Here is a 22090-nt window from a genome sequence, read left to right as displayed (position 1 = left end):
CGCACTTACTGTGCCTGACCGGCCTGCTCAGTAGAAATCCGACGGGAAATAACAAAATCAGCTTAAATGTCCGCAGGACGAGGCGCTAAACTGCCGGTTCTCCTGAGGCCTACGACGTCCGCGCCCTGCAAGCCGGTTTGAGCTGACATGACCCGCACCCATGAAATCCGCCCCGATCTGGACGAAGGAATCGACCGTAAGGTTCTCAGTCAGCTGCGCGCCCGTTTTCTCAAACTGAACGAAGGTCGCATGGCTCGCGCCATGGAAGGGTTGTCGACGCGCCAGCAGAGCGTATTGACCCTGTTGCCGCTGTTTTTTCATGTCAATCATCCGCTGCTTCCTGGCTATGTTTCGGGCAGCACACCGGCTGGATTGTCCAGCTTCGAGCCCGACGCCAATGTGCTCGCCGAAGCTCAGCGCCTGACCCGATCGTTTTCCTACAAGCCACGCCACGGCAGTAATCCGCCGCGACCGATCCACGGTCTGTTCCTGATGGGCAGCCTCGGCACGCTGGCGCAGGCGGATCAGAGCGATATGGACGTGTGGGTCTGCCACGCGCCGGGCCTTGGCGAGAGCGAACTCGCCGAGCTGCGCAAGAAATGCCAGCTGCTGGAAGTCTGGGCCGCCAGCCAGGGGGCCGAAGCGCACTTCTTCCTGATCGACCCGAGCCGCTTCGTGCTCGGCGAGCGTGACGCGCAATTGAGTTCGGAGGACTGCGGCACTACTCAGCATTACTTGTTGCTGGATGAGTTTTACCGCACGGCAATCTGGCTGGCCGGTCGCACGCCGATCTGGTGGATGGTGCCGGTGTACGAAGAGTCCGCCTACGACCGCTACACGCACACGCTGCTGTCTAAACGATATATCCGCGCCGATGAAAGCCTGGACCTGGGCCACCTCGCATTTATCCCGCCGGGTGAATTCATCGGTGCCGGCCTCTGGCAATTGTTCAAGGGTATCGAATCGCCTTACAAGTCGGTCCTAAAACTACTACTGATCGAGGTCTATGCCAGCGAGCATCCGAGAGTCCATTGCCTGAGCCTGCGCTTCAAGGAGGCAGTGTTCGCCAATCAACTCGACCTCGACGAGCTGGATCCGTACATCGTGGTCTATCGGCGCATCGAGGAATACCTCATCGCTCGCCGTGAGCCTGAGCGTCTGGAGCTGGTGCGACGCGCGCTGTATTTGAAGGTCAACCGTAAACTGACCGGCAACAGCCGTACCCAGAGCTGGCAACGTTCGCTGCTGGAGCGGCTGGCCCACGAATGGAACTGGGACGCCCGCCAGCTGGCCTTGCTTGATAGCCGCAGCCAGTGGAAAGTCCGTCAGGTTGCGGCCGAGCGACGCGCAGTGGTCAGCGAACTGAATTACAGCTATCGCTTTCTCCTCGCGTTTGCCCGCAGCGAACAGACGGTCAGCCTGATCAACAAACGCGATCTGAACGTGCTGGGCAGACGTCTGTACGCAGCGTTCGAGCGCAAGGCGAACAAAGTCGAATTCATCAACCCGGGCATTGCCCCGGACCTGGCCGAAGACACCCTGACGCTGGTGCATGCGCCCAACAAGAAAGAACCGGGGCAGACCCAGTGGGGGTTGTACAACGGCAGCCTGACCGCGCTCGAATGGGAGAATTTCGCACCGATCAAACGCAGCCGGCATTTGCTTGAGTTGCTGACCTGGTGCCATCGCAACGGCGTGATCGACAGCAGCACGCGTCTGGCCCTGCATCCGGGCGCCAGCGACCTGAGTGAGTTCGAACTGTTCAATCTGCTCGGCAGCCTGCAACAGAGTGTCGCCCTGCCCTTGTCCCCGCTGGCCGAGGAGCCGTTACTGCGCGCCAGTGTCCCGAGCGAAGTACTGATGCTGGTAAACGTCGGCGTGGACCCGCTCAAGCATCATCGTGACCTGAACATCCTGATGACCACCGAACGCACCGACTCACTGAGTTATGCCGGGGTTCGCGAAAACTTGGTACTGACCCTGGATCAGGTCACGCTCAACAGCTGGAACGAGGTCATGGTCGATCGCTTTGACGGTCCCCACGCGTTGCTCGATTGCGTGCGCGATTACCTCAACAACCTGCCCAAGGGACAGGAACAGCCCAGGCTGAAGGTCCGGTGTTTCTGCCACAACCGCGCGCAGTTCATCGCCCGGCGCGTCGAAGAAATCGTCGACATGGCGCACAACCTGCTGCTGAGCAGGCTCAATCATCGTTATCTGATCCAGGTCCAACAGCACTACCACGTGCTGGAATTGGTGCCGGGCCAGGTCAATCACGTCGCTCTCGCCACACTGCCGGCACTGTTCGATTACCTGGGTGAAGAACTCGCGAGCTACAGCCCGCTGCACCTGGACCCAATGGCACTGGAAGACCATGACCTGGCGCTGATTCTGCCCATGGGTCAGCCCGAAAGCCTGCAGGTTTTTTACCGCATTCATGACGATCAGGCCGATGTGTACGTACTGGATGAATTCAACGCACTCTGGCAGCAACGTTTGCCTTATCACGACGAACAAAGCCTGCTGGTGCCGCTGCAGCGTTTTCTGCAATCCATCCAGTACCGGCGCGACGCTTTGCTGCCGATGGACGCGGCCCAGCCACAGCATCTAGAGGTCTTGCATTACCAGTTGCAGCCGTCCGGCCCTTCGCGCGCCCGCCGTGTGGACGCCCGTCCCGCACCGCAATTGCCGGTCAACCAGCCGTTCTATGACGTGCAGGCGATCATCGGCAAAGCCGCAGCTGATCAAGTGCAGGTGACGTTGTATTGCAATCAAAGGGAGTTTTCGGAGTTGGAGCATGGCGACCAATTGTTCAGTGTGGTCGCCCGGGAAATCGTCGAGCAGCGCCGCGAGATTGAACGCTACCGCTGCTATATCACCGACCTGGACCTGTCGGGCCTGCTCGGTGATGGCCAGAGCTCAAGCAATTTGTATCTGCGCTACAAGGCTGATCTGGAGCGCGCGCTGAATGACGCACTCGAGCAGGTCTGACGGGTCTATTCCGGAAAATGGCCGCCCTCGGCAGGCTGCGATTCCACTTCCAGCAGGGTCAGTTTGAGGGTCTTGCCGCCAGGCGCTGGCCAATCGATATGCTGGCCGACTTTCAGGCCGAGCAGCGCACTGCCGACTGGCGCCAGGATGGAAATTTTGCCTTCGTCGGCGTTGGCATCCTTGGGATAAACCAATGTGAGGTGATAGTCCTTGCCGCTGCTTTCTTCACGGCAATGCACTGTTGAATTCATGGTCACGACGTCGGCGGGCACCTCTTCGTGACCGACCAGAGTATCGGCGCGATCCAGTTCGGTTTGCAGCGCGATAACGCCCGGCAGCGTGTCGTCCAGGCTGTCGATCAGGCGCTCCAGACGTTGTACGTCCAGACGGGTAAGGGTGATGGAAGGTGCGGTCATGATCAGGGCAGACTCCTTTCTTCTGCACGAAAAAAGCAAAACCCCGCCAGAAAAAGGCGGGGTTTTCACGAACCTCGATGAGTTGAGGCGTACCCGGACACTATCACAGCTCAATAAATATACAAGCCGGGGGGTGTAGCAGCTGGCGAAGCCTGCGTCCGGCTGCGTAGCAGTCGTAAAACCGGCGCATTCGGTGCATCTGGAAGACAGCCGTGTCTGCTGGGCGACTGCTTCGCAGCCGGACGCAGGCTTCGCCAGCTGCTACAGGTCTCGCTTGCGATTGGCAGCCTGGGCGCAGATCACCCGGCGGCGCTCGTCATCCGCCGAGCGCCATTCGCGGATGTCTTCGACGTGACGAAAACAGCCGAGGCAGACTTTCTGCTCATCCAGCCGACACACGCCGCTGCACGGCGACGGCACCGCCGGGCTGATATTGCTGTAAAGCGGTTTGGGCGGACGAACGGCTGCCGGCTCGGTCACGATGTCACAAGCCTTCGAAGTCGAGTTCGACGTCGGCTTGCTGCTTGACGATGCGCTCGAGCATCTCGCCCAGTTGCTCTTCGCTTTTGTCGCACATCCAGCGCTCGCTTTCTGCGTCATAGTCGAAGTGGAAACCGCCGGACACCGCCGCCAGCCACAGCTGCCGCAACGGCTCCTGACGGCTGAAAATCAGCTGGCTGCCATTTTCGAATTTGACGGTGAGCACACCGGCAGAGCTCTCCAGATCGAGATCCAGGCCACTCTCATCGAAAATATCCTCCAGCGATTGCTGGGTGGCATCGACCAGATCGTGAAAACGGGCTTCGGTCAAACTCATTACGGCAACCTCAAAAAATGTCTGTTCTCGCTCAAGCGCCGCAAGATACGGCCGAGCCCCGGCGATTGCAAAGGATAACCGACAGATCACGAACCTGTGGGAGCGAGCCTGCTCGCGAAGAGGCCATCATATTCAACATCAATGTCGACTGACACTACGCCTTCGCGAGCAGGCTCGCTCCCACAGGGACTGCACCTGGCTGAGCGGCAGCAGGCCAACCCCCGCCGGACGGGAGCCCTGTCGCATAGGCAAGCTGCCGGGTGGCCGGTATACTCCGGCGCAATTAAAGCATTTTCAAGGATTTCGCCATGAAGCGCCTGATCTCTTCCCTTGCTGCGCTCCTCGCGGTTGCCTGCCTCGTTTCGGCCTGTGGTCAAAAAGGTCCGTTGTACCTGCCTGACGAAAATCAAGACCCTGTCGAGCAGGCCAAGTCGTCGCAACAACAGCCTGCCTCCAAGGCGCACAAGCACGACGTCTACTAAGGGAACGCCATGGACGCTTTTAACTACCGTGACGGCGAGCTGTTCGCGGAAGGGGTTTCCCTGTCCGCCATCGCCGAACGCTTCGGCACACCGACTTACGTTTATTCCCGCGCCCACATCGAAGCCCAGTACCTGGCATACGCCGATGCGCTGGCCGGCATGCCGCATCTGGTGTGCTTTGCGGTAAAGGCCAACTCCAACCTGGGCGTGCTGAATGTCCTGGCGCGTATCGGCGCCGGTTTCGACATCGTTTCCCGGGGCGAACTGGAACGTGTACTGGCCGCCGGCGGCAGCGCCGACAAGATCGTCTTCTCCGGTGTCGGCAAGACCCGTGACGACATGCGCCGCGCGCTGGAAGTCGGCGTGCATTGCTTCAACGTCGAATCCACCGACGAGCTGGAACGCCTGCAGGTAGTCGCCGCCGAACTGGGCGTTCGCGCGCCGATCTCGTTGCGTGTGAACCCGGACGTCGATGCCGGCACTCATCCGTACATTTCCACCGGCCTCAAGGAAAACAAGTTCGGCATCGCCATTGCCGATGCGGAAGACGTGTACATCCGCGCCGCGCAGCTGCCGAATCTGGAAGTGGTCGGCGTCGATTGCCACATCGGTTCGCAACTGACCACCCTGCCGCCCTTCATCGATGCCCTCGACCGCCTGCTGGGCCTGGTCGACCGTCTCGGCGATTGCGGCATCTACCTGCGCCACATCGATCTCGGTGGCGGGTTGGGCGTGCGCTATCGCGATGAAGAGCCGCCTCTGGCTGCCGACTACATCAAAGCCGTGCGCGAGCGTCTCGACGGTCGCGACCTGGCGCTGGTGTTCGAGCCGGGCCGCTTTATCGTCGCCAACGCCGGTGTACTGCTGACTCAGGTTGAGTACCTCAAGCATACCGAACACAAAGACTTCGCCATCGTCGACGCGGCCATGAACGACTTGATCCGTCCGGCGCTGTACCAAGCCTGGATGGACGTGACCGCCGTGCGCCCGCGCGACAGTGCTGCCCGCGTCTACGACATCGTCGGACCGATCTGCGAAACCGGCGACTTCCTGGCCAAAGAGCGTGAACTGGCTCTGGAAGAAGGTGATCTGCTGGCCGTGCATTCTGCCGGTGCATACGGGTTTGTCATGAGTTCCAACTACAACACCCGCGGCCGTGCCGCTGAAGTGTTGGTGGACGGTGATCAGGCATTTGAAGTGCGTCGCCGCGAGACGGTAGCCGAGTTGTTCGCTGGCGAAAGCCTGCTGCCGGAGTAAAACCATGCTGCTGCGTTTTACCAAAATGCACGGCCTGGGCAATGACTTCATGGTCCTCGACCTGGTCAGCCAGCACGCGCATATTCTGCCCAAACACGCCAAGCAATGGGGTGATCGGCACACCGGCATCGGCTTTGATCAATTGCTGATCGTCGAAGCGCCGAGCAACCCGGATGTGGATTTCCGTTACCGGATCTTCAATTCCGACGGCTCTGAAGTGGAGCAATGCGGCAACGGTGCGCGTTGTTTCGCCCGTTTTGTGCTCGACAAGCGCCTGACCGCCAAGCGGCAGATTCGCGTCGAGACCAAAAGCGGCATCATCGAGCTTGATGTGCGCAGCGACGGTCAGATCGGCGTCAACATGGGTGCTCCGCGCCTGGTGCCCGCCGACATTCCTTTCGATGCGCCGGAACAGGCCGTGAGTTATCGGATTGAAGTCGACGGCACGCCGGTCGATCTGGCGGCAGTGTCCATGGGCAACCCCCATGCGGTGCTGCGAGTCAGTGATATCAATAATGCACCGGTGCATGAGCTGGGACCGAAAATCGAACACCATCCGCGCTTTCCGGCACGGGTCAATGTCGGTTTTCTTCAGGTCATCGACCGCAACCGCGCACAGCTGCGCGTTTGGGAACGCGGCGCCGGGGAAACCCAGGCCTGTGGTACCGGCGCGTGCGCTGCTGCAGTGGCCGCAATCAGCCAGGGGTGGATGGATTCGCCGCTGTTGATCGACCTGCCCGGCGGGCGTCTGTCCATTGAATGGGCTGGCCCCGGCCAACCGGTCTTGATGACTGGCCCGGCAGTGCGAGTTTACGAAGGACAAGTGCGTCTTTGAGTGAGTCAAACCCATGACCGATAAGCCCCAGGTTCCCGCCCTGCAGCCCGACGAATCCCCTTCCGAAAGCCTCGAGGCGACGGCAATAGCCGCGTACCTGGAGGCTCATCCGGATTTCTTCGTCGAGCACGAGGAATTGCTCGCGACCTTGCGCATCCCGCATCAGCGTGGCGATACCATTTCGCTGGTCGAGCGGCAGATGACCATCCTGCGCGACCGCAACATCGAGCTGCGACATCGTCTGTCGCACTTGATGGACGTGGCCCGCGACAACGACCGCCTGTTCGACAAGACCCGCCGCCTGATTCTCGCGCTGATGGACGCCACCAGCCTGGAAGACGTTGTAATCAGCGTCGAAGACAGCCTGCGTCAGGATTTCCAGGTGCCCTTTGTCAGCCTGATCCTGCTCGGCGACAACCCGATGCCGGTCGGCCGCTGGGTAACCCATGCCGATGCGCAAACCGCCATTGGCGGTTTGCTGTCAGAGGACAAAAGCGTCAGCGGCAGCCTGCGTGAGCACGAACTGGACTTCCTGTTCGGCGAAGAACAGCGCAAGCAGATCGGCTCCACCGCCGTCGTCGCCATCAGCTATCAAGGCATCCACGGCATTCTGGCCATCGCCAGCCGGGATCCACAGCACTACAAAAGCTCGGTGGGCACGCTGTTCCTGAGTTACATCGCCGAAGTCATGGGCCGCGTGCTGCCACGGTTCAACAACCCTCTGCGCTCGGTACGCTAATCATGGAACGGCAACTGGACGCTTACTGCGAACACCTGCGCAGTGAGCGGCAGGTGTCGCCGCATACGCTGTATGCCTACCGCCGCGACCTCGACAAAGTGTTGGGCTGGTGCGTCAAACAGAACATCGGTAGCTGGGCAGCGCTGGATATCCAGCGCTTGCGCAGCCTGATCGCGCGCTTGCATTCGCAAGGCCAATCTTCGCGCAGTCTTGCGCGGCTGCTCTCGGCGGTGCGCGGGCTCTATCATTATCTGAATCGCGAAGGCCTGTGCGATCACGATCCGGCCAACGGTCTTGCGCCACCGAAAGGCGAACGGCGCCTGCCGAAAACCCTCGACACCGACCGCGCGCTGCAACTGCTTGAAGGCGCCGTCGATGATGATTTTCTGGCCCGTCGCGATCAGGCGATTCTGGAGCTGTTCTACTCCTCGGGTTTGCGTCTTTCGGAACTGACCGCGCTCAATCTTGATCAGCTCGATCTGGCAGACGGCATGGTTCAGGTGCTTGGCAAGGGCAGCAAGACGCGGTTGTTGCCGGTGGGTAAAAAAGCCCGGGAGGCGCTGGAACTGTGGTTGCCACTGCGCGCGCTGACCCATCCTGCAGACGACGCTGTGTTCGTCAGCCAGCACGGCCGGCGCCTGGGTCCGCGGGCGATTCAGGTGCGGGTCAAAGCGGCCGGCGAACGGGAGCTGGGGCAGAACCTGCATCCGCACATGCTGCGACACTCATTTGCGAGCCATTTACTGGAGTCGTCCCAGGACTTGCGCGCCGTGCAGGAATTGCTCGGCCACGCCGACATCAAGACGACCCAGATTTACACCCATCTGGACTTCCAGCACCTGGCGACGGTCTACGACAGTGCCCATCCACGGGCCAAACGTATTAAGGGCGATGATTCATGACAATCCAGTTGATCACTTTCGACCTCGACGACACCCTGTGGGATACCGCCCCGGTCATCGTCAGTGCCGAAGCCGTGTTGCGAGAATGGCTCACCGCGCACGCACCGAATCTGGGCGAAGTGCCGGTGGAGCATTTGTGGTCGATTCGTGAGCGCGTGCTGAGCCAGGAGCCGAGCCTCAAACACCGCATCAGTGCGTTGCGCCGGCGTGTCCTGTTTCATGCCCTGGAGGATGCCGGCTACACCCATCCCGACGCTTCAGACCTGGCCGATCAGGGGTTCGAAGTGTTTTTGCATGCGCGGCATCAGCTGGAAGTCTTCCCCGACGTGCAGCCGACTCTGGAAATTCTCGCCAACCATTACGCCTTGGGCGTGGTCACCAATGGCAACGCCGATGTACGTCGGCTTGGGCTGGCGGATTTTTTCAAGTTTGCGTTGTGCGCCGAAGACATCGGCATCGCCAAACCGGATGCGCGCCTGTTTCATGAGGCACTGCAGCGTGGTGGCGCGACGGCGGAGACTGCAGTCCATATCGGCGATCATCCGGGCGATGACATTGCCGGAGCCCAACAGGCTGGTTTGCGAGCCATTTGGTTCAACCCGACGGGCAAGGCTTGGGAGGCGGAAAAAGCGCCGGATGCCGAGATTCGCAGCCTGACAGAGTTGCCGGAATTGTTGGCGCGATGGAATGCCCATCACATAATTTGAATTGACACAGAACCTGTGGGAGCGAGCCTGCTCGCGATAGCGGTGTGTCCGCCGACATTGATTTTGAATGTGCCGGACTCTTCGCGAGCAGGCTCGCTCCCACAGGGATCGCGTTGGGCTCAACGTTTTTGTCACCCATAAAAAAGCCCGCAGCGACGGCGGGCTTCTTCAGCAAGCATGGGCAGGCGCTTAGATAGGCCGGCTGCCGTACTTGTTGTCAGGCTTCTTGGGCGGATCGGCGACCACATTGGCCTCCACTTCCTGCACCTTGCCGCCTTTGGCCAGGAACTCTTCCATGGCCCTGGCCAGGGCGTCACGCTCCTTGTTCTTGGCTTCGACACTCGGCAGCTCATCGACCGATACCGCAGCCTTGGCCTTGCCTTTGGCGGCCGGAGCGGGCGTTTCACCGCCGTCGTCTTCGGCGACGTCTTCGGCTGCCACTTCAAGGCCTTCCTCGGTTTCGTCGTCGTCGCCTACTTCGAGTTCGTCGTTTTCCAGATCATCGTCGCTCATGTTCTACCTCATGACTTGCGAAAAGCAGATTAGTTATAGCCCAGCTTCGCCGTCTGTCGACGGCTGCCGGAGAAAATTCTACAACCGCTGGCAACCAGCGGCTTATGCCCCTTCACCGTGCAAGGTGGCGAGGACTTTACGGGCACCGCCATGATCACGATGCTCGCCCAGATAAACGCCTTGCCAGGTTCCCAACGCCAGTCGGCCTGCCGAAATCGGCAAACTGAGCTGACAGCCAAGCACGCTGGCCTTGAAGTGCGCCGGGAGGTCGTCCAGGCCTTCGTCGTTATGCTCATAGTCGACTGGTCCTTGTGGGATCAGCCGATTGAAAAATCGTTCGAAGTCGCGACGTACCGCCGGATCGGCGTTCTCGTTGATGGTCAACGACGCCGAGGTATGCTGCAGCCACAAATGCAACAGACCGACCCGACATGCCTTGAGTTCAGGCAAGCCGGCGAGTAACTCGTCCGTTACCAGATGAAAGCCCCGGGGCCGTGCCCGCAGAGTAATCAGCGTCTGTCGCCACATACAGTTCTCCGCACGTTCGGGGCGCATTCTAGCGCGCTCTGGGAAAAAACAAAGGCCCTAATAATCCTTCAATCATGTAAGCCTTTGGCCGTAGAAAAACGCCTGTCGTAAACGCTGCCGTACATGTACGAAAAAACCTTTCAGCCATGACTTCAGAGACAAATTTCAGGCAAAAAAATGCCCGGCAAGCCGGGCAGATTTTTTAGCCGTGTCTTACAGGTTGTAGCCGCGTTCGTTGTGCAGCGACAGGTCGATGCCGACTGCCTCTTCTTCTTCGGTAACACGCAGACCCATGACAGCGTCCAGCACCTTGAGAATGATGTAAGTGATGATACCGGTGTAAATCACCGTGAAACCTACGCCTTTGCACTGAATCCAGACTTGTGCAGCGATATCGGTAACGGTGCCGAAGCCACCCAGCGATGGTGCGGCGAAGACACCGGTGAGGATTGCGCCGAGGATACCGCCGATCCCGTGGACACCGAAGGCGTCCAGCGAATCGTCGTAGCCGAGTTTGCGTTTCAGGGTGGTGGCGCAGAAGAAGCACACCACGCCCGCTGCCAGACCGATCACCAGTGCGCCCATCGGGCCTACCGTGCCAGCGGCCGGAGTGATCGCAACCAGACCGGCGACCACACCCGAAGCAATACCCAGTGCGCTTGGCTTGCCGTGGGTGACCCATTCGGCAAACATCCAGCCCAGTGCAGCAGCAGCCGTTGCGATCTGAGTCACCAGCATCGCCATACCGGCCGTGCCGTTGGCAGCCGCGGCGGAACCGGCGTTGAAGCCGAACCAGCCAACCCACAGCATGGCCGCGCCCATCAGGGTGTAACCAAGGTTATGCGGTGCCATTGGCGTGGTCGGGAAACCTTTACGCTTGCCGAGCACGATGCACGCTACCAGCCCCGCCACACCGGCGTTGATGTGCACTACGGTGCCGCCAGCAAAATCGAGCACGCCCCAGTCCCACATCAGGCCGCCGTTACCGGCCCAGACCATGTGCGCAATCGGCGCGTAGACCAGGGTGAACCAGATGGTCATGAAGATCAGCATCGCGGAAAATTTCATCCGCTCGGCGAAGGCACCGACGATCAGCGCCGGGGTGATGATGGCGAAGGTCATCTGGAAGGTGATGAACACCGCTTCAGGGAACAGCGCCGCAGGACCGGTCACACTCGACGGCGTGACACCAGCGAGGAACGCCTTGCCCATGCCGCCGAAGAACGAGTTGAAGTTGACGACGCCCTGCTCCATACCGGTGGTGTCGAACGCGATGCTGTAGCCATAAATGACCCACAGAATGCTGATCAGACCGGTAATGGCGAAGCACTGCATCATCACGGAAAGAATGTTTTTGGAGCGAACCATGCCGCCGTAGAACAGCGCGAGGCCGGGAATGGTCATGAACAGCACGAGGGCTGTCGAGGTCAGCATCCAGGCGGTATCGCCGGAATTGAGGACTGGGGCCGCCACTTCGTCTGCCGCCATAGCCAGGCTGGGCATTACGAGGGACAACAGGGCTCCTAGCCCTGCGAATTTACGCAGAGTCATATTGTTTTCTCCTGGGGCGTTGGGTTTGTGGCGGCTTAGATCGCGTCGGTATCGGTTTCGCCGGTACGGATGCGAATCGCCTGTTCCAGATTGACCACGAAGATTTTGCCGTCACCGATCTTGCCGGTATTGGCCGCCTTGGTTATCGCCTCGATAACCCGGTCAAGATCCTTGTCGTCAATGGCGACATCAATCTTCACCTTCGGCAGGAAATCGACCACGTACTCAGCGCCGCGATACAGCTCGGTGTGACCCTTCTGCCGCCCGAAGCCTTTGACTTCAGTGACGGTAATGCCCTGCACGCCGATCTCGGACAGCGACTCGCGCACGTCGTCCAACTTGAACGGCTTGATGATGGCAGTGACTAGCTTCATGAAAACTCTCTCCCGAATTGGTGGACTTGCCCCAGGAAAACAAACCCGGCTTAAGTCTAAGCGCAGTGCCTGGCTTTGTAACGCGTCGTCGGCCTGCATCGACCGTCCGACGCCAGCTAACCACTCCGCACGAAACACTTCCCCCGTTTCGCTTGGCGCACTGCATTCGTCACTTCGACTGCATCAGTGCATGGGTCCCTTGCGACTAAGCAGAAAGCTTGCCATCTCGCATAAACCCGCGAAATTCAATGGATTGGCCTGGGTTGATCATCTGCTTGCGGGCGACCACTGGCGGTAACGCACAACAACAGTGCGACGCCGTCTATCCGCATGCGCGAAAAGCGTGCATGGCCGGCGTTCGGAATTGACTATAGACACTGCGTGGTACACTGCCCGCCATTGTTTCCAGGACATCAGCCATGCTCGCGCCCAAAGACTTCCTCGACGCCCTGACCGGCACCGCCTCGCGCCTTTTCAGCGGCGACACACCATTGCCGAAAAGCGAAATCGAAAGCCAGTTCAAGGCACTGCTGCAGAGCGGATTCAGCAAACTGGATCTGGTGAGCCGCGAAGAATTTGATAGTCAGATGGTTGTACTGGCGCGGACCCGGGCGCGGTTGGAGAGCCTGGAAGCGAAGGTGGCTGAACTGGAAGCGCGTTTGATTCCGCCGAGCGAGTAAGGCCGACATCCGGGGGGTGCAGGATCCGTTCAGTCCACTGGCCATTTCAGAAATTTCCGGTAGGAGCTGCCGCAGGCTGCGATCTTTTGATCTTCCGGCTCCACGCAAATTATTGGGCGAACATACGCTGGCAACGTTAGCGCACGCCTACAACTACGCCATTCCTACAGCCTGTTTCCTGCCTTCTGATGCCCTACAGTTTTCTAAGTACTGTCCTACAGACCGTGGTTCCAGTACCTGATTACGTAACAATGTCGCCATCTTTTATCGTCCACCGCCTGATCCCACCAGATAACAGCGATGAGACGAAAAGGAAAAGGTACGGAGCTTCGAGACCAAACTTACAAATCGAACGCGCGAAAGCTAGCGCATAAAACCTTCGCCAAAACTTGCGCAAATATTGGCCTCAACATTGATGCTTCGGTGGTCAGGTTCGATCCGATCACTTGCGCTGCCATCGAGGCCTGTCACAGGTGGACAGGAACAGTCTTCTACCCATGGGACAAAATCCCGGACTGGAAGTGCAAGGACTCCAAGGGTTTTGACCTGTCCGTCTGGCATGGAGATGTCTTATGCGGTTTGTGCTACGCAACGCCGAGAAGAAGCACAATTTGCATAAAGGTCATTCTCCTCCAAGGTCATCCGAACAGAGCGCATCCTTTGCGAGGGTGGATAGCCCCCATGGCACTATTAGCAACCGAATTTTATGCGCGGATGGTTGGCTGCAGTGAGATCGAGATACAGGATCCAGACCCTGACGTTGTCTCCTATTATCTGGAACTCGGGTTCGCCTTCGACGAAACCCAGCGTCTTGTCATTTATCTGGATGGCCAATAACATCAATTCACAGGTGGGCCCAACATGAGGCGTTCGATGAACCAAAAAAGAAAAGCGAAGCTGTTGTCTGCCTTCGAATTCCATACCGAGGCGCTACGTTTAGCTGGAACCGTGTCGGCAAATCAGCGACGCTTCCTAGAAGTTGCGGCAATCCGCGGCAAAGAACTGGAGCCTTCCGGCGTACTGGCTGGTGGAAGACTTTAAACTCTTGTCGCCGAAAACCGCCTGAATGGCGGTTTTTTTCTGCCCGCTGAATTGCGTCGACTGTATTTGCAACATCCTGCGAAAGTTTGGGCCTTACACTGACACGCCAAACCCTCAACCCCCGACTACCCTTGAAAAAACCGCAGGAAGCGGTGCTCTTCAGCTCAAGGAACGACCATGTCCCTCTCCATCGTCCACAGCCGCGCCCAGATTGGCGTGGATGCGCCTGCCGTTACTGTCGAGGTCCATCTGGCCAACGGCTTGCCTTCGCTGACGATGGTCGGTTTGCCGGAAGCGGCCGTGAAGGAAAGCAAGGACCGGGTGCGCAGTGCGATTATCAATTCCGGCCTGCAATTTCCGGCGCGACGGATCACGTTGAACCTGGCCCCTGCGGATTTACCCAAGGATGGCGGACGATTTGATCTGGCGATTGCCCTGGGCATCCTTTCCGCCAGCGTGCAGGTGCCGACGGTCACGCTTGATGACATCGAATGTCTCGGAGAACTGGCATTGTCCGGCGCGGTGCGTGCCGTGCGGGGAGTGCTGCCGGCTGCCTTGGCGGCGCGCAAAGCCGGGCGTTCGCTGATGGTGCCTCGGGCGAATGCCGAGGAGGCCTGCCTCGCGTCAGGCTTGAAGGTATTTGCAGTGGATCATTTGCTGGAAGCGGTCGCGCATTTCAATGGCCACAAGCCAGTCGAGCCCTACGTCTCCAACGGCCTGCTGTATGCCAGCAAACCCTACCCCGACCTGAATGAAGTGCAGGGACAAATCTCCGCCAAACGCGCATTGCTGATCGCAGCGGCAGGTGCTCACAACCTTTTGTTCAGTGGACCGCCAGGCACCGGGAAAACACTGTTGGCGAGTCGATTGCCAGGTTTGCTGCCGCCACTGGCTGAACATGAAGCGCTGGAAGTCGCTGCCATTCAATCGGTCACCAGTTGCGTGCCGCTGAGCCATTGGCCGCAGCGCCCTTTTCGACAACCTCATCACTCCGCCTCCGGCCCGGCGCTGGTGGGTGGCGGGTCAAGGCCACAGCCTGGCGAAATCACCCTCGCCCATCACGGCGTGCTGTTTCTCGACGAACTGCCAGAGTTTGATCGCAAGGTGCTGGAGGTGTTGAGAGAGCCGCTGGAATCCGGGCATATCGTGATTTCCCGCGCCAAGGACCGCGTGCGTTTTCCGGCACGTTTTCAGTTAGTCGCAGCGATGAATCCGTGCCCCTGTGGATATCTTGGCGAGCCCAGTGGCAAATGCAGTTGCACGCCGGACATGGTCCAGCGTTATCGCAACAAATTGTCGGGGCCGCTGCTGGACCGTATCGATCTGCACCTCACCGTCGCCCGGGAAGCCACGGCATTGAACCCCGCACTCAAACCGGGCGATGACACCGCAACGGCTGCGCTGCTAGTCGCCGACGCCAGGGAGCGGCAGCATAAACGCCAGGGCTGCGCGAATGCTTTCCTCGACCTGCCGGGACTGCGCCGACACTGCACGTTATCCACCGTCGATGAAACCTGGCTGGAAACGGCGTGTGAACGACTGACACTGTCGCTGCGCTCGGCGCATCGCCTGCTGAAGGTAGCGCGGACGCTGGCTGACCTTGAGCAGGTCGATGACATCACTCGGGAGCATTTGGCGGAGGCGTTGCAGTATAGGCCATCGACTCAGTAAGAGCGGATATCGAGTCGCCGCTTTCGCGAGCAAGCCCGCTCCCACAGGTTCAGCGTCGATCATGCAATTGCGGATCGACACCGTGGGAGCGAGCCTGCTCGCGAAAGCTAGTTCCAGGGCGCCTCAACGAAACCGGTCAACCTCAGCACGCAGCCCGGCCGCCAGGCTTTCCAGCTCTTTGGCAGTGATAGCCAGATTCGACACCACCTCACGCTGTTCGCTGTTGGCCAGCGCAATGCTCTGCAGATTGCTGCTGAGCAACGTCGCGGTGCTGCTTTGCTCTTGGGTCGCCGTCGTAATGGCGGCGAATTGTTGGCCGGCCGAGCGGCTCTGCTCATCAATCCGTGCCAGCGCCGAAGCCACGTTGGCGTTACGCGACAGGCCTTCCTGCATCAGCACATTGCCCTGCTCCATGGTGCTGATGGCATTGCCGGTTTCCTGTTGGATGCTTTGAATCATCCCGGAGATTTCGTCCGTCGCCTGACGCGTACGCGACGCCAGGTTGCGCACTTCGTCGGCAACAACCGCGAAACCGCGACCTTGCTCACCGGCACGGGCTGCTTCGATCGCGGCGTTCAGGGCTAGCAGGTTGGTTTGTTCGGCGATCGAAGTGATCACGCCAACGATGCCGCCGATTTCCTGAGAGCGCTGACCCAAGGTGTTGATCACAGTCGCGGTGCTGTTCAGTGCGCCGGCAATTTGCTCCAGCGACGAAGACGCCTCGTCCATCGATGTACGACCGATCTGGGTTTGTTGGGCGTTTTCCTGCGCCAGGCGCTGAGTGCTGCCCATGTTGTCGGCAATGTTCAGCGAGGTCGCGCTGAATTCTTCCACTGCGCCAGCCATGCTGGTGATTTCGCCGGACTGCTGCTCCATGCCTTCATAAGCACCGCCGGACAAACCGGACAACGCCTGGGCGCGGCTGTTGACCTCGTGCGATGCCTTGCGAATATGCTCGACCATGGTCGACAGCGCCTGGCTCATCTGGTTGAAGGCTCGCGCCAACTGCCCGATTTCATCGTTGCTCGACACGTTCAGGCGCACGCTCAGATCACCGGCGCCCAAGGCCTCGGCCTGACGCACCAGATCCCCCAGCGGCGCCAGTTTGCTGCGCAGCAACCACACGGCCGAGCCGACGGCGATCAACATCGCCAACAGGCTGCCAATCGCCAACTGAATGCCAACGCTCCAGGTCACCGCGCTGATCTCAGCCTTCGGCATGCTGGCCACGACCGACCAAGGACCGCCTTCGAACGGCATAGCGACGCTGTAGAAATCTTCGGACTTATCGCTCCAGAACTCGCCCTTGCCAGGCGTTTTGGACAACCCGACGATGGCCGGGACTGCTTGATCCAGCGCCTGCACACCCGCAATCGGCACCAGCCATTTGTTTTGCTCATCCAGCAACGCCAGGGAACCGGTCTGGCCGATACGGAAGCGCTTCAGGTTGGCAAATTGCGCGTTCTGCGCGTCGGTGTAATCGAATCCTACGTACAACACGGCAATTACCTTACCGGCGCTGTCGCGTACCGGGGTGTATTGCGACATGTACAGGCGTTCGAAAAGCAGCGATCGACCGACAAAGCTCTGGCCCGACATCAGGCGTGCGTAAGCCGGGTTCGCGTGATCAAGCACAGTGCCGATCGCGCGGGTGCCGTCCTGCTTGGTGACGTTTGTGCTGACCCGAATGAACTCTTCACCGCTGCGCACAAACACCGTGGCAACACCGGCAGTCATCTTCTTGAACTCGTCAACTTCCTTGAAGTTGTTATTAAGCACTTCGCTGCCCAGGTGCAGGCCCGGCGTCTGCGCGCCTGCCACAGTCACCGGCTGATCCGGGTGCACGGTCAAACCTTCGGTGAATCGTGTCTCGAACAGCCCGGCCAGGCGCTGGGTGCTTTCGCGCAACGTGCCGTGGAAGGTGCTCAGCTGATCGGCAAGCAAACGGGCCTCACTGGCCAGATGCTCTTCGCGGGTGGTGAGGTTGGCAGTATCCAGCGAACGCAGGGCGAATACGGTACTGCCGGTGATGACAATCGCCAATATTACGGCGAGCGCAAGACCAAGCTGGGAGGCGATCCGGGCACGAGGTTGAGACATGACAGCTCCTGGCTGAGCGAGCGGATCGTCCTGATCGCAGCACACACTCAGCAAAAATTTTTTCCAGTTATGGGAATTGCATCGAACCTGCACGAAGGTTCCACCTGCAGATTTTCGGCGGCATTGCTGAATACTTGAGTAAATAACCGGGATATGGCGCAAAGCCTCTATCCAGGCACCTCTACCGATTCAGCTCAAATGCTCGACGTCGGGCAATTCCATGGCGTCCACCTCGGCTTGCAGGAAGACACTGAGACGACGCATTCGCTCACCACCGGGGCGGGTTTTCGGCCATACGAGGTAATATTTCTCACCACTGGCGACGGCGGTCGGCCACGGCAAACTCAGACGCCCTTGCGCCACATCCTCGGCGACCATCAGCAAATCCCCCATGGACACGCCATAGCCACGGGCGGCAGCGATCATGCCCAGCTCCAGGGTGTCGAACACTTGCCCGCCCTTGAGCGAGACCTGATCGGCCAGGCCCATGCGCTCCAGCCAATTGCGCCAGTCACGTCGGTCCGGTGCCGGATGCAGCAATTCAGTGCTGGCCAGCCGTGCCACGTCCCAAGGCTGATCATCCAGCAGATTGGCCGCACCGACCGGGATCAACTCTTCGGGGAACAGCAGCGTTGCCTCCCAGTCCAGCGGGAAATTTCCGTTGCTGAGAATCACCGCGCAGTCGAACGGCTCGTGATTGAAGTCCACCCTGTCGATGTCCATCCAGGCGCTGGTCAATTGCACTTCATTGCCGGGCTGCAGATGCCGAAAGCGACTGAGCCGCGCCAGCAGCCAGCGCATGGTCAGGGTGGAAGGGGCTTTCATGCGCAGGATGTCATCTTCGGCGCGCAACGTATTGCAGGCGCGCTCGAGGGCCGTGAACCCTTCCCGAACACCCGGCAGAATCAATCGCGCCGACTCGGTCAACTGCAGATGGCGCCCGCTGCGGTGAAACAGCCGACAGGCGAAATGCTCTTCGAGGGTACGAATGTGCCGACTCACCGCGCTTTGCGTAATCGACAATTCTTCGGCTGCACGGGTAAACGAGCTGTGGCGCGCCGCCGCTTCAAATGCGCGCAGGGCATACAAGGGAGGAAGACGACGAGACATTGGGAAAGCTCCTACAGCGGACCCGGTGACGTTAGCAGAAACTCTCGCATGAGTCTGACTCATGCAACCCATCCTTTTTATCCCTTTGTGCTAACCCCGCAGAGCGCCGAGAATCAGCGCTTGCCTGTCCCTCCCATTTATCGAGCGTGATGACCATGCAGCATCCAGCGCGTACTGAACTCTGGGCCATTTTGCGGCTTTCGGGGCCGTTGATTGCCTCGCAGTTGGCGCACATGTTGATGGTTCTCACCGACACGTTGATGATGGCACGCCTGAGCCCCGAAGCATTGGCCGGTGGCGGACTGGGCGCAGCCACCTACTCCTTCGTTTCCATTTTCTGCATCGGGGTGATTGCGGCGGTCGGCACGTTGGTGGCGATCCGTCAGGGCGCCGGCGACATCGTCGGCGCCGCGCGGCTGACCCAGGCCGGTCTGTGGCTGGCGTGGTTGATGGCACTGGTCGCGGGATTGCTGCTGTGGAATCTCAAACCGGTGCTGTTGCTGTTTGGCCAGACTGAAACCAACGTTCAAGCCGCGGGCCAGTTTTTGCTGATCCTGCCATTCGCCCTGCCCGGCTACCTGAGCTTCATGGCCCTGCGCGGGTTTACCAGCGCCATCGGCCGGGCAACCCCGGTGATGGTTATTAGCCTCGCCGGCACGGTGGCGAATTTCCTGCTCAACTATGCGTTGATCACCGGCATGTTCGGCCTGCCGAAAATGGGCCTGGTGGGCATCGGTCTGGTCACCGCGATTGTCGCCAATCTCATGGCCGTTGCGCTGGCTTTGCACATTCGCCGGCACCCGGCGTACGACGCTTATCCGCTGCTCCCAGGGCTGTCGCGGCCCAATCGGCGATACCTGAAAGAGCTTTGGCGCCTGGGTCTGCCGATTGGTGGTACCTATGCGGTTGAGGTCGGGCTGTTTGCGTTCGCAGCGCTGTGCATGGGCACCATGGGCAGTACGCAACTGGCGGCGCATCAGATCGCCCTGCAGATCGTTTCGGTCGCGTTCATGGTTCCGGCAGGCATGTCCTACGCGATCACCATGCGCATCGGCCAGCATTATGGCGCGGGGCAACTGCTGAAGGCGCGCCTGGCTGGGCGGGTGGGGATTGCGTTCGGTGCTGCGGCGATGCTCGGGTTTGCGCTGGTGTTCTGGTTCTTGCCGAACCAGTTGATCGGCTTGTTTCTCGACCACAACGACCCGGCATTCCGTGAAGTCATCAACCTGGCGGTGAGCCTGCTGGCGGTAGCGGCGTGGTTCGAGCTGTTCGACGGCACGCAAACCATCGCGATGGGCTGCATACGCGGGCTCAAGGACGCAAAGACTACCTTCCTGGTTGGCCTCGGTTGCTATTGGCTGATCGGTGCACCCGCCGCGTGGTGGATGGCCTTCAACATGGACGGAGGCCCGACGGGCGTGTGGTGGGGGTTGGCATTGGGACTGGCATGCGCGGCGGTGAGTTTGACGCTGGCGTTTGAGTGGAAGATGAAGCGGATGATTCGGCGGGAGCCGTCATCACAGGGTTTCCAGATCGCCCAGCCGGACTGAGATTCCCTGATGGGACCCCCTGTGGCGAGGGAGCTTGCTCCCGCTGGGCTGCGGAGCGGCCCTAGAATGCTTGGGGTTGCTTCGCAACCCAGCGGGAGCAAGCTCCCTCGCCACAAAAAACTGCTACATCGGAGCGGTAGTTAAACCACCCCGTCCAGGGTGGCCTGCTGACTGCTGCCAAAGCTCAAATACTCGACCAATTCCGCCAACGGCAAAGGCTTGCTGATCAGAAACCCCTGCACCTGATCGCAACCAAACCCACGCAGCAGATCCAGTTGCTCCGGCGTTTCCACGCCCTCTGCGACCACTTCCAGGTTGAGGTTGTGCGCCAGATTGATCATCGCGTGAACCAGTTTTCGATTTTCTTCACGCCCTTCCATGCCGCCGACAAAGCTCTTGTCGACCTTCAACAAGGCGATCGGCAGGCTGTTGAGGTGCACGAACGATGAAAACCCGGTGCCAAAATCGTCCAGGGAAAAACGCACGCCCAGACGTCCGAGGGCGTCCATCGTCTGTTTCACCAGATCACTGCGGCGCATGACCGCTGTTTCGGTCAGTTCAAACTCCAGCCACTGCGCTTCGACACCACGTTCGGCAATCAACCGGCTCAACGTCGACAGCAACTGACTGTCCTGAAATTGCCGGAACGATAGATTGATCGCCATGTGCAACGCCGGCAGCCCGTGCTCGCGCAAGGCCTGCATGTCGCGCAGGGCACGGGATATAACCCAGTAACCGAGGGGCACAATCAGGCCGCTCTGCTCGGCCAGCGGCACGAACTCACTGGGCGGCAACAAACCGCGCTCGGCATGCCGCCAACGCACCAGCGCTTCAAGGCCGACGATCTGGCCGGTCTTCAGATTCAGGCGGGGCTGGTAATGCAGCTCCAGTTCGTCGCGACGCAAAGCCCGGCGCAGTTCGCTCTCGAGATCGGCCATGCTGCGAGCGTTGCGATTGATCCGTTCATTGAAGATATGGAAGGTGCAGCCCTGAGTGCTTTTTGCCTGCTGCATGGCGATGTGCGCATGCCACATCAGCGGGTCGGCGCCAGCCTGCGCGCGCGCATGAGCGATGCCCAGACTGGAACCGATCAACAGACTTTCGCCATCGACCCAATAGGGTTCGGCCAAGGCTTCGGTGATTCTTTCGGCCATCCACTCGGCGCGTTGCGGCGCGCGGCGGGTGTCGATCAGCAAAGCAAATTCATCACTGCCCAGCCGTGCCAGTTGGTCACCCACCTCAAGCTGGCTTTTCAGGCGCGCAACCACTTGCAGAATCAACCGGTCGCCGGCCTGGTGACCGAGGGCGTCGTTGGCGTGGCGGAAGTTGTCGAGGTCGAGGTGACCAAGCGCCAGACCGCGGCCGTCGTTTTCCGCCAGCCGCGCGGCAAGCAAGGTCTGAAAACCCTGACGATTGGCAATGCCGGTCAAGGGATCCTGCTCGGCCAGACGTTGCAGGGTGTGTTCCAGCAATCCGCGTTCACGCACATGGCGCAGGCAACGGCGCAACATGCCCGGATCCAGGTGATCGCGCACCAGCCAGTCACTGACGCCAACGGGCGGCGCTGGCGGCTCGTGTTCCAGCAGCAATACCGTCGGCAGACTGCAGCGGCCGGGAGCCGGCTGAAGTTCGGGTAACGTCAACAACACCGCGTTGCGGTTGTCATCGAACAGAGTGCTGACCGACTCCCAGCTCGGCGCGCTGATAAGCACGGCCGAGCTCCCCATCGGAGCCAGACACTCGCGCAACAACGCTGCCCACGCTGGCTCTTCGGCCAGTAGCAGCAAACGCAAGGGTTCGACAGGCGTAGACAAGCTAGCTCCCTA

The 22090-nt window shown here is 59.9% G+C and carries 22 protein-coding genes; 12 read left to right on the top strand and 10 right to left on the bottom strand.

The features are described 5' to 3' along the window. Nucleotides 1-147 precede the first annotated feature (147 nt). Nucleotides 148-2991, top strand: a complete 2844-nt coding sequence (locus tag ACYZTS_RS08220; RefSeq protein ID WP_461995246.1) for a class I adenylate cyclase — start codon at nucleotides 148-150, stop codon at nucleotides 2989-2991. 5 nt (nucleotides 2992-2996) lie between these two features. Here ACYZTS_RS08220 and rnk read toward each other — a convergent pair whose 3' ends face one another. The 3 genes from rnk to cyaY all read right to left on the bottom strand — a co-directional run bounded on the left by rnk (nucleotide 2997) and on the right by cyaY (nucleotide 4224). Beyond that, nucleotides 2997-3407 carry a nucleoside diphosphate kinase regulator gene (rnk, locus tag ACYZTS_RS08215; protein ID WP_028621439.1) on the bottom strand — a complete coding sequence of 137 codons (411 nt, stop codon included), beginning with the start codon at nucleotides 3405-3407 and terminating at the stop codon, nucleotides 2997-2999. 261 nt (nucleotides 3408-3668) lie between these two features. After that, a complete protein-coding gene (locus ACYZTS_RS08210; protein ID WP_461995244.1) occupies nucleotides 3669-3887 on the bottom strand; it encodes a DUF1289 domain-containing protein in 219 nt (72 codons plus the stop codon). Between the two features lie 4 nt (nucleotides 3888-3891). Beyond that, nucleotides 3892-4224, bottom strand: coding sequence for an iron donor protein CyaY (gene cyaY / locus ACYZTS_RS08205; protein WP_461995242.1), 333 nt, complete (start codon nucleotides 4222-4224; stop codon nucleotides 3892-3894). Between the two features lie 308 nt (nucleotides 4225-4532). On the opposite strand from cyaY, the gene lptM reads away from it, so the two are divergent. The 6 genes from lptM to ACYZTS_RS08175 are packed head-to-tail and all read left to right on the top strand — an operon-like array spanning nucleotide 4533 to nucleotide 9146. Further along, nucleotides 4533-4706, top strand: a complete 174-nt coding sequence (gene lptM, locus ACYZTS_RS08200; protein ID WP_033050391.1) for an LPS translocon maturation chaperone LptM — start codon at nucleotides 4533-4535, stop codon at nucleotides 4704-4706. A 9-nt stretch (nucleotides 4707-4715) separates the two neighbouring features. After that, nucleotides 4716-5963 (top strand): diaminopimelate decarboxylase, encoded by a 1248-nt coding sequence (gene lysA / locus ACYZTS_RS08195; RefSeq protein ID WP_028621442.1) that lies wholly within the window; start codon nucleotides 4716-4718, stop codon nucleotides 5961-5963. Nucleotides 5964-5967: 4 nt separating this feature from the next. Beyond that, nucleotides 5968-6798 (top strand): diaminopimelate epimerase, encoded by an 831-nt coding sequence (gene dapF / locus ACYZTS_RS08190; protein WP_028621443.1) that lies wholly within the window; start codon nucleotides 5968-5970, stop codon nucleotides 6796-6798. Between the two features lie 13 nt (nucleotides 6799-6811). Next, nucleotides 6812-7537 carry a DUF484 family protein gene (locus ACYZTS_RS08185; RefSeq protein ID WP_028621444.1) on the top strand — a complete coding sequence of 242 codons (726 nt, stop codon included), beginning with the start codon at nucleotides 6812-6814 and terminating at the stop codon, nucleotides 7535-7537. 2 nt (nucleotides 7538-7539) lie between these two features. Continuing rightward, nucleotides 7540-8439: a tyrosine recombinase XerC gene (gene xerC / locus ACYZTS_RS08180; protein WP_461995239.1), complete on the top strand. Its 900-nt coding sequence runs from the start codon at nucleotides 7540-7542 to the stop codon at nucleotides 8437-8439. Beyond that, entirely contained in the window at nucleotides 8436-9146 is a 711-nt protein-coding gene (locus ACYZTS_RS08175) for an HAD family hydrolase (RefSeq protein ID WP_461995238.1), read from the top strand. Before xerC ends, ACYZTS_RS08175 begins: the two co-directional genes overlap by 4 nt. A gap of 189 nt (nucleotides 9147-9335) precedes the next feature. Here ACYZTS_RS08175 and sutA read toward each other — a convergent pair whose 3' ends face one another. The 4 genes from sutA to glnK all read right to left on the bottom strand — a co-directional run bounded on the left by sutA (nucleotide 9336) and on the right by glnK (nucleotide 12112). After that, nucleotides 9336-9659 (bottom strand): transcriptional regulator SutA, encoded by a 324-nt coding sequence (sutA, locus tag ACYZTS_RS08170; protein ID WP_461995236.1) that lies wholly within the window; start codon nucleotides 9657-9659, stop codon nucleotides 9336-9338. 102 nt (nucleotides 9660-9761) lie between these two features. Further along, nucleotides 9762-10187, bottom strand: a complete 426-nt coding sequence (locus ACYZTS_RS08165; protein ID WP_028621448.1) for a secondary thiamine-phosphate synthase enzyme YjbQ — start codon at nucleotides 10185-10187, stop codon at nucleotides 9762-9764. Between the two features lie 213 nt (nucleotides 10188-10400). Then, nucleotides 10401-11738, bottom strand: a complete 1338-nt coding sequence (locus ACYZTS_RS08160) for an ammonium transporter (protein ID WP_028621449.1) — start codon at nucleotides 11736-11738, stop codon at nucleotides 10401-10403. 35 nt (nucleotides 11739-11773) lie between these two features. Beyond that, a complete protein-coding gene (gene glnK / locus ACYZTS_RS08155; RefSeq protein WP_002555808.1) occupies nucleotides 11774-12112 on the bottom strand; it encodes a P-II family nitrogen regulator in 339 nt (112 codons plus the stop codon). A 419-nt stretch (nucleotides 12113-12531) separates the two neighbouring features. On the opposite strand from glnK, the gene ACYZTS_RS08150 reads away from it, so the two are divergent. The 4 genes from ACYZTS_RS08150 to ACYZTS_RS08135 all read left to right on the top strand — a co-directional run bounded on the left by ACYZTS_RS08150 (nucleotide 12532) and on the right by ACYZTS_RS08135 (nucleotide 15504). Then, complete coding sequence (locus ACYZTS_RS08150; protein WP_028621450.1) at nucleotides 12532-12792, top strand: accessory factor UbiK family protein; 261 nt, start codon at nucleotides 12532-12534, stop codon at nucleotides 12790-12792. 681 nt (nucleotides 12793-13473) lie between these two features. After that, nucleotides 13474-13629, top strand: coding sequence for a hypothetical protein (locus ACYZTS_RS08145; RefSeq protein WP_461995234.1), 156 nt, complete (start codon nucleotides 13474-13476; stop codon nucleotides 13627-13629). Between the two features lie 36 nt (nucleotides 13630-13665). After that, nucleotides 13666-13833, top strand: coding sequence for a hypothetical protein (locus ACYZTS_RS08140; RefSeq protein ID WP_461995232.1), 168 nt, complete (start codon nucleotides 13666-13668; stop codon nucleotides 13831-13833). A 177-nt stretch (nucleotides 13834-14010) separates the two neighbouring features. Continuing rightward, nucleotides 14011-15504 carry a YifB family Mg chelatase-like AAA ATPase gene (locus ACYZTS_RS08135; protein WP_461995230.1) on the top strand — a complete coding sequence of 498 codons (1494 nt, stop codon included), beginning with the start codon at nucleotides 14011-14013 and terminating at the stop codon, nucleotides 15502-15504. Nucleotides 15505-15627: 123 nt separating this feature from the next. Here the strand turns inward: ACYZTS_RS08135 and ACYZTS_RS08130 are convergent, their stop codons facing one another. Then, the gene (locus ACYZTS_RS08130; RefSeq protein ID WP_028621462.1) at nucleotides 15628-17604 is read right to left on the bottom strand and encodes a methyl-accepting chemotaxis protein; all 1977 of its coding nucleotides are present in this window, start codon (nucleotides 17602-17604) and stop codon (nucleotides 15628-15630) included. A 189-nt stretch (nucleotides 17605-17793) separates the two neighbouring features. Continuing rightward, complete coding sequence (locus ACYZTS_RS08125; protein WP_461995227.1) at nucleotides 17794-18714, bottom strand: LysR substrate-binding domain-containing protein; 921 nt, start codon at nucleotides 18712-18714, stop codon at nucleotides 17794-17796. A 155-nt stretch (nucleotides 18715-18869) separates the two neighbouring features. On the opposite strand from ACYZTS_RS08125, the gene ACYZTS_RS08120 reads away from it, so the two are divergent. Then, nucleotides 18870-20264, top strand: coding sequence for a NorM family multidrug efflux MATE transporter (locus ACYZTS_RS08120; protein WP_461995225.1), 1395 nt, complete (start codon nucleotides 18870-18872; stop codon nucleotides 20262-20264). Nucleotides 20265-20404: 140 nt separating this feature from the next. Here ACYZTS_RS08120 and ACYZTS_RS08115 read toward each other — a convergent pair whose 3' ends face one another. Continuing rightward, nucleotides 20405-22078 (bottom strand): putative bifunctional diguanylate cyclase/phosphodiesterase, encoded by a 1674-nt coding sequence (locus ACYZTS_RS08115; protein ID WP_028622373.1) that lies wholly within the window; start codon nucleotides 22076-22078, stop codon nucleotides 20405-20407. Nucleotides 22079-22090: the final 12 nt, after the last annotated feature.

It is taken from the genome of Pseudomonas sp. TMB3-21 (genome assembly GCF_054898145.1).
The sequence above is the reverse complement of the archived record's forward strand: the minus strand, read 5'-3'. Positions and strand labels throughout refer to the sequence as shown.

Excerpts from the sequence above, each read along its gene's own strand:
- ACYZTS_RS08220 (WP_461995246.1), top strand. The coding sequence starts at position 148 with ATGACCCGCACCCATGAAATCCGCCCCGATCTGGACGAAGGAATCGAC.
- rnk (WP_028621439.1), bottom strand. The coding sequence starts at position 3,407 with ATGACCGCACCTTCCATCACCCTTACCCGTCTGGACGTACAACGTCTG.
- cyaY (WP_461995242.1), bottom strand. The coding sequence starts at position 4,224 with ATGAGTTTGACCGAAGCCCGTTTTCACGATCTGGTCGATGCCACCCAG.
- lptM (WP_033050391.1), top strand. The coding sequence starts at position 4,533 with ATGAAGCGCCTGATCTCTTCCCTTGCTGCGCTCCTCGCGGTTGCCTGC.
- lysA (WP_028621442.1), top strand. The coding sequence starts at position 4,716 with ATGGACGCTTTTAACTACCGTGACGGCGAGCTGTTCGCGGAAGGGGTT.
- dapF (WP_028621443.1), top strand. The coding sequence starts at position 5,968 with ATGCTGCTGCGTTTTACCAAAATGCACGGCCTGGGCAATGACTTCATG.
- ACYZTS_RS08185 (WP_028621444.1), top strand. The coding sequence starts at position 6,812 with ATGACCGATAAGCCCCAGGTTCCCGCCCTGCAGCCCGACGAATCCCCT.
- xerC (WP_461995239.1), top strand. The coding sequence starts at position 7,540 with ATGGAACGGCAACTGGACGCTTACTGCGAACACCTGCGCAGTGAGCGG.
- ACYZTS_RS08175 (WP_461995238.1), top strand. The coding sequence starts at position 8,436 with ATGACAATCCAGTTGATCACTTTCGACCTCGACGACACCCTGTGGGAT.
- sutA (WP_461995236.1), bottom strand. The coding sequence starts at position 9,659 with ATGAGCGACGATGATCTGGAAAACGACGAACTCGAAGTAGGCGACGAC.
- ACYZTS_RS08165 (WP_028621448.1), bottom strand. The coding sequence starts at position 10,187 with ATGTGGCGACAGACGCTGATTACTCTGCGGGCACGGCCCCGGGGCTTT.
- ACYZTS_RS08160 (WP_028621449.1), bottom strand. The coding sequence starts at position 11,738 with ATGACTCTGCGTAAATTCGCAGGGCTAGGAGCCCTGTTGTCCCTCGTA.
- glnK (WP_002555808.1), bottom strand. The coding sequence starts at position 12,112 with ATGAAGCTAGTCACTGCCATCATCAAGCCGTTCAAGTTGGACGACGTG.
- ACYZTS_RS08150 (WP_028621450.1), top strand. The coding sequence starts at position 12,532 with ATGCTCGCGCCCAAAGACTTCCTCGACGCCCTGACCGGCACCGCCTCG.
- ACYZTS_RS08145 (WP_461995234.1), top strand. The coding sequence starts at position 13,474 with ATGGCACTATTAGCAACCGAATTTTATGCGCGGATGGTTGGCTGCAGT.
- ACYZTS_RS08140 (WP_461995232.1), top strand. The coding sequence starts at position 13,666 with ATGAACCAAAAAAGAAAAGCGAAGCTGTTGTCTGCCTTCGAATTCCAT.
- ACYZTS_RS08135 (WP_461995230.1), top strand. The coding sequence starts at position 14,011 with ATGTCCCTCTCCATCGTCCACAGCCGCGCCCAGATTGGCGTGGATGCG.
- ACYZTS_RS08130 (WP_028621462.1), bottom strand. The coding sequence starts at position 17,604 with ATGTCTCAACCTCGTGCCCGGATCGCCTCCCAGCTTGGTCTTGCGCTC.
- ACYZTS_RS08125 (WP_461995227.1), bottom strand. The coding sequence starts at position 18,714 with ATGTCTCGTCGTCTTCCTCCCTTGTATGCCCTGCGCGCATTTGAAGCG.
- ACYZTS_RS08120 (WP_461995225.1), top strand. The coding sequence starts at position 18,870 with ATGCAGCATCCAGCGCGTACTGAACTCTGGGCCATTTTGCGGCTTTCG.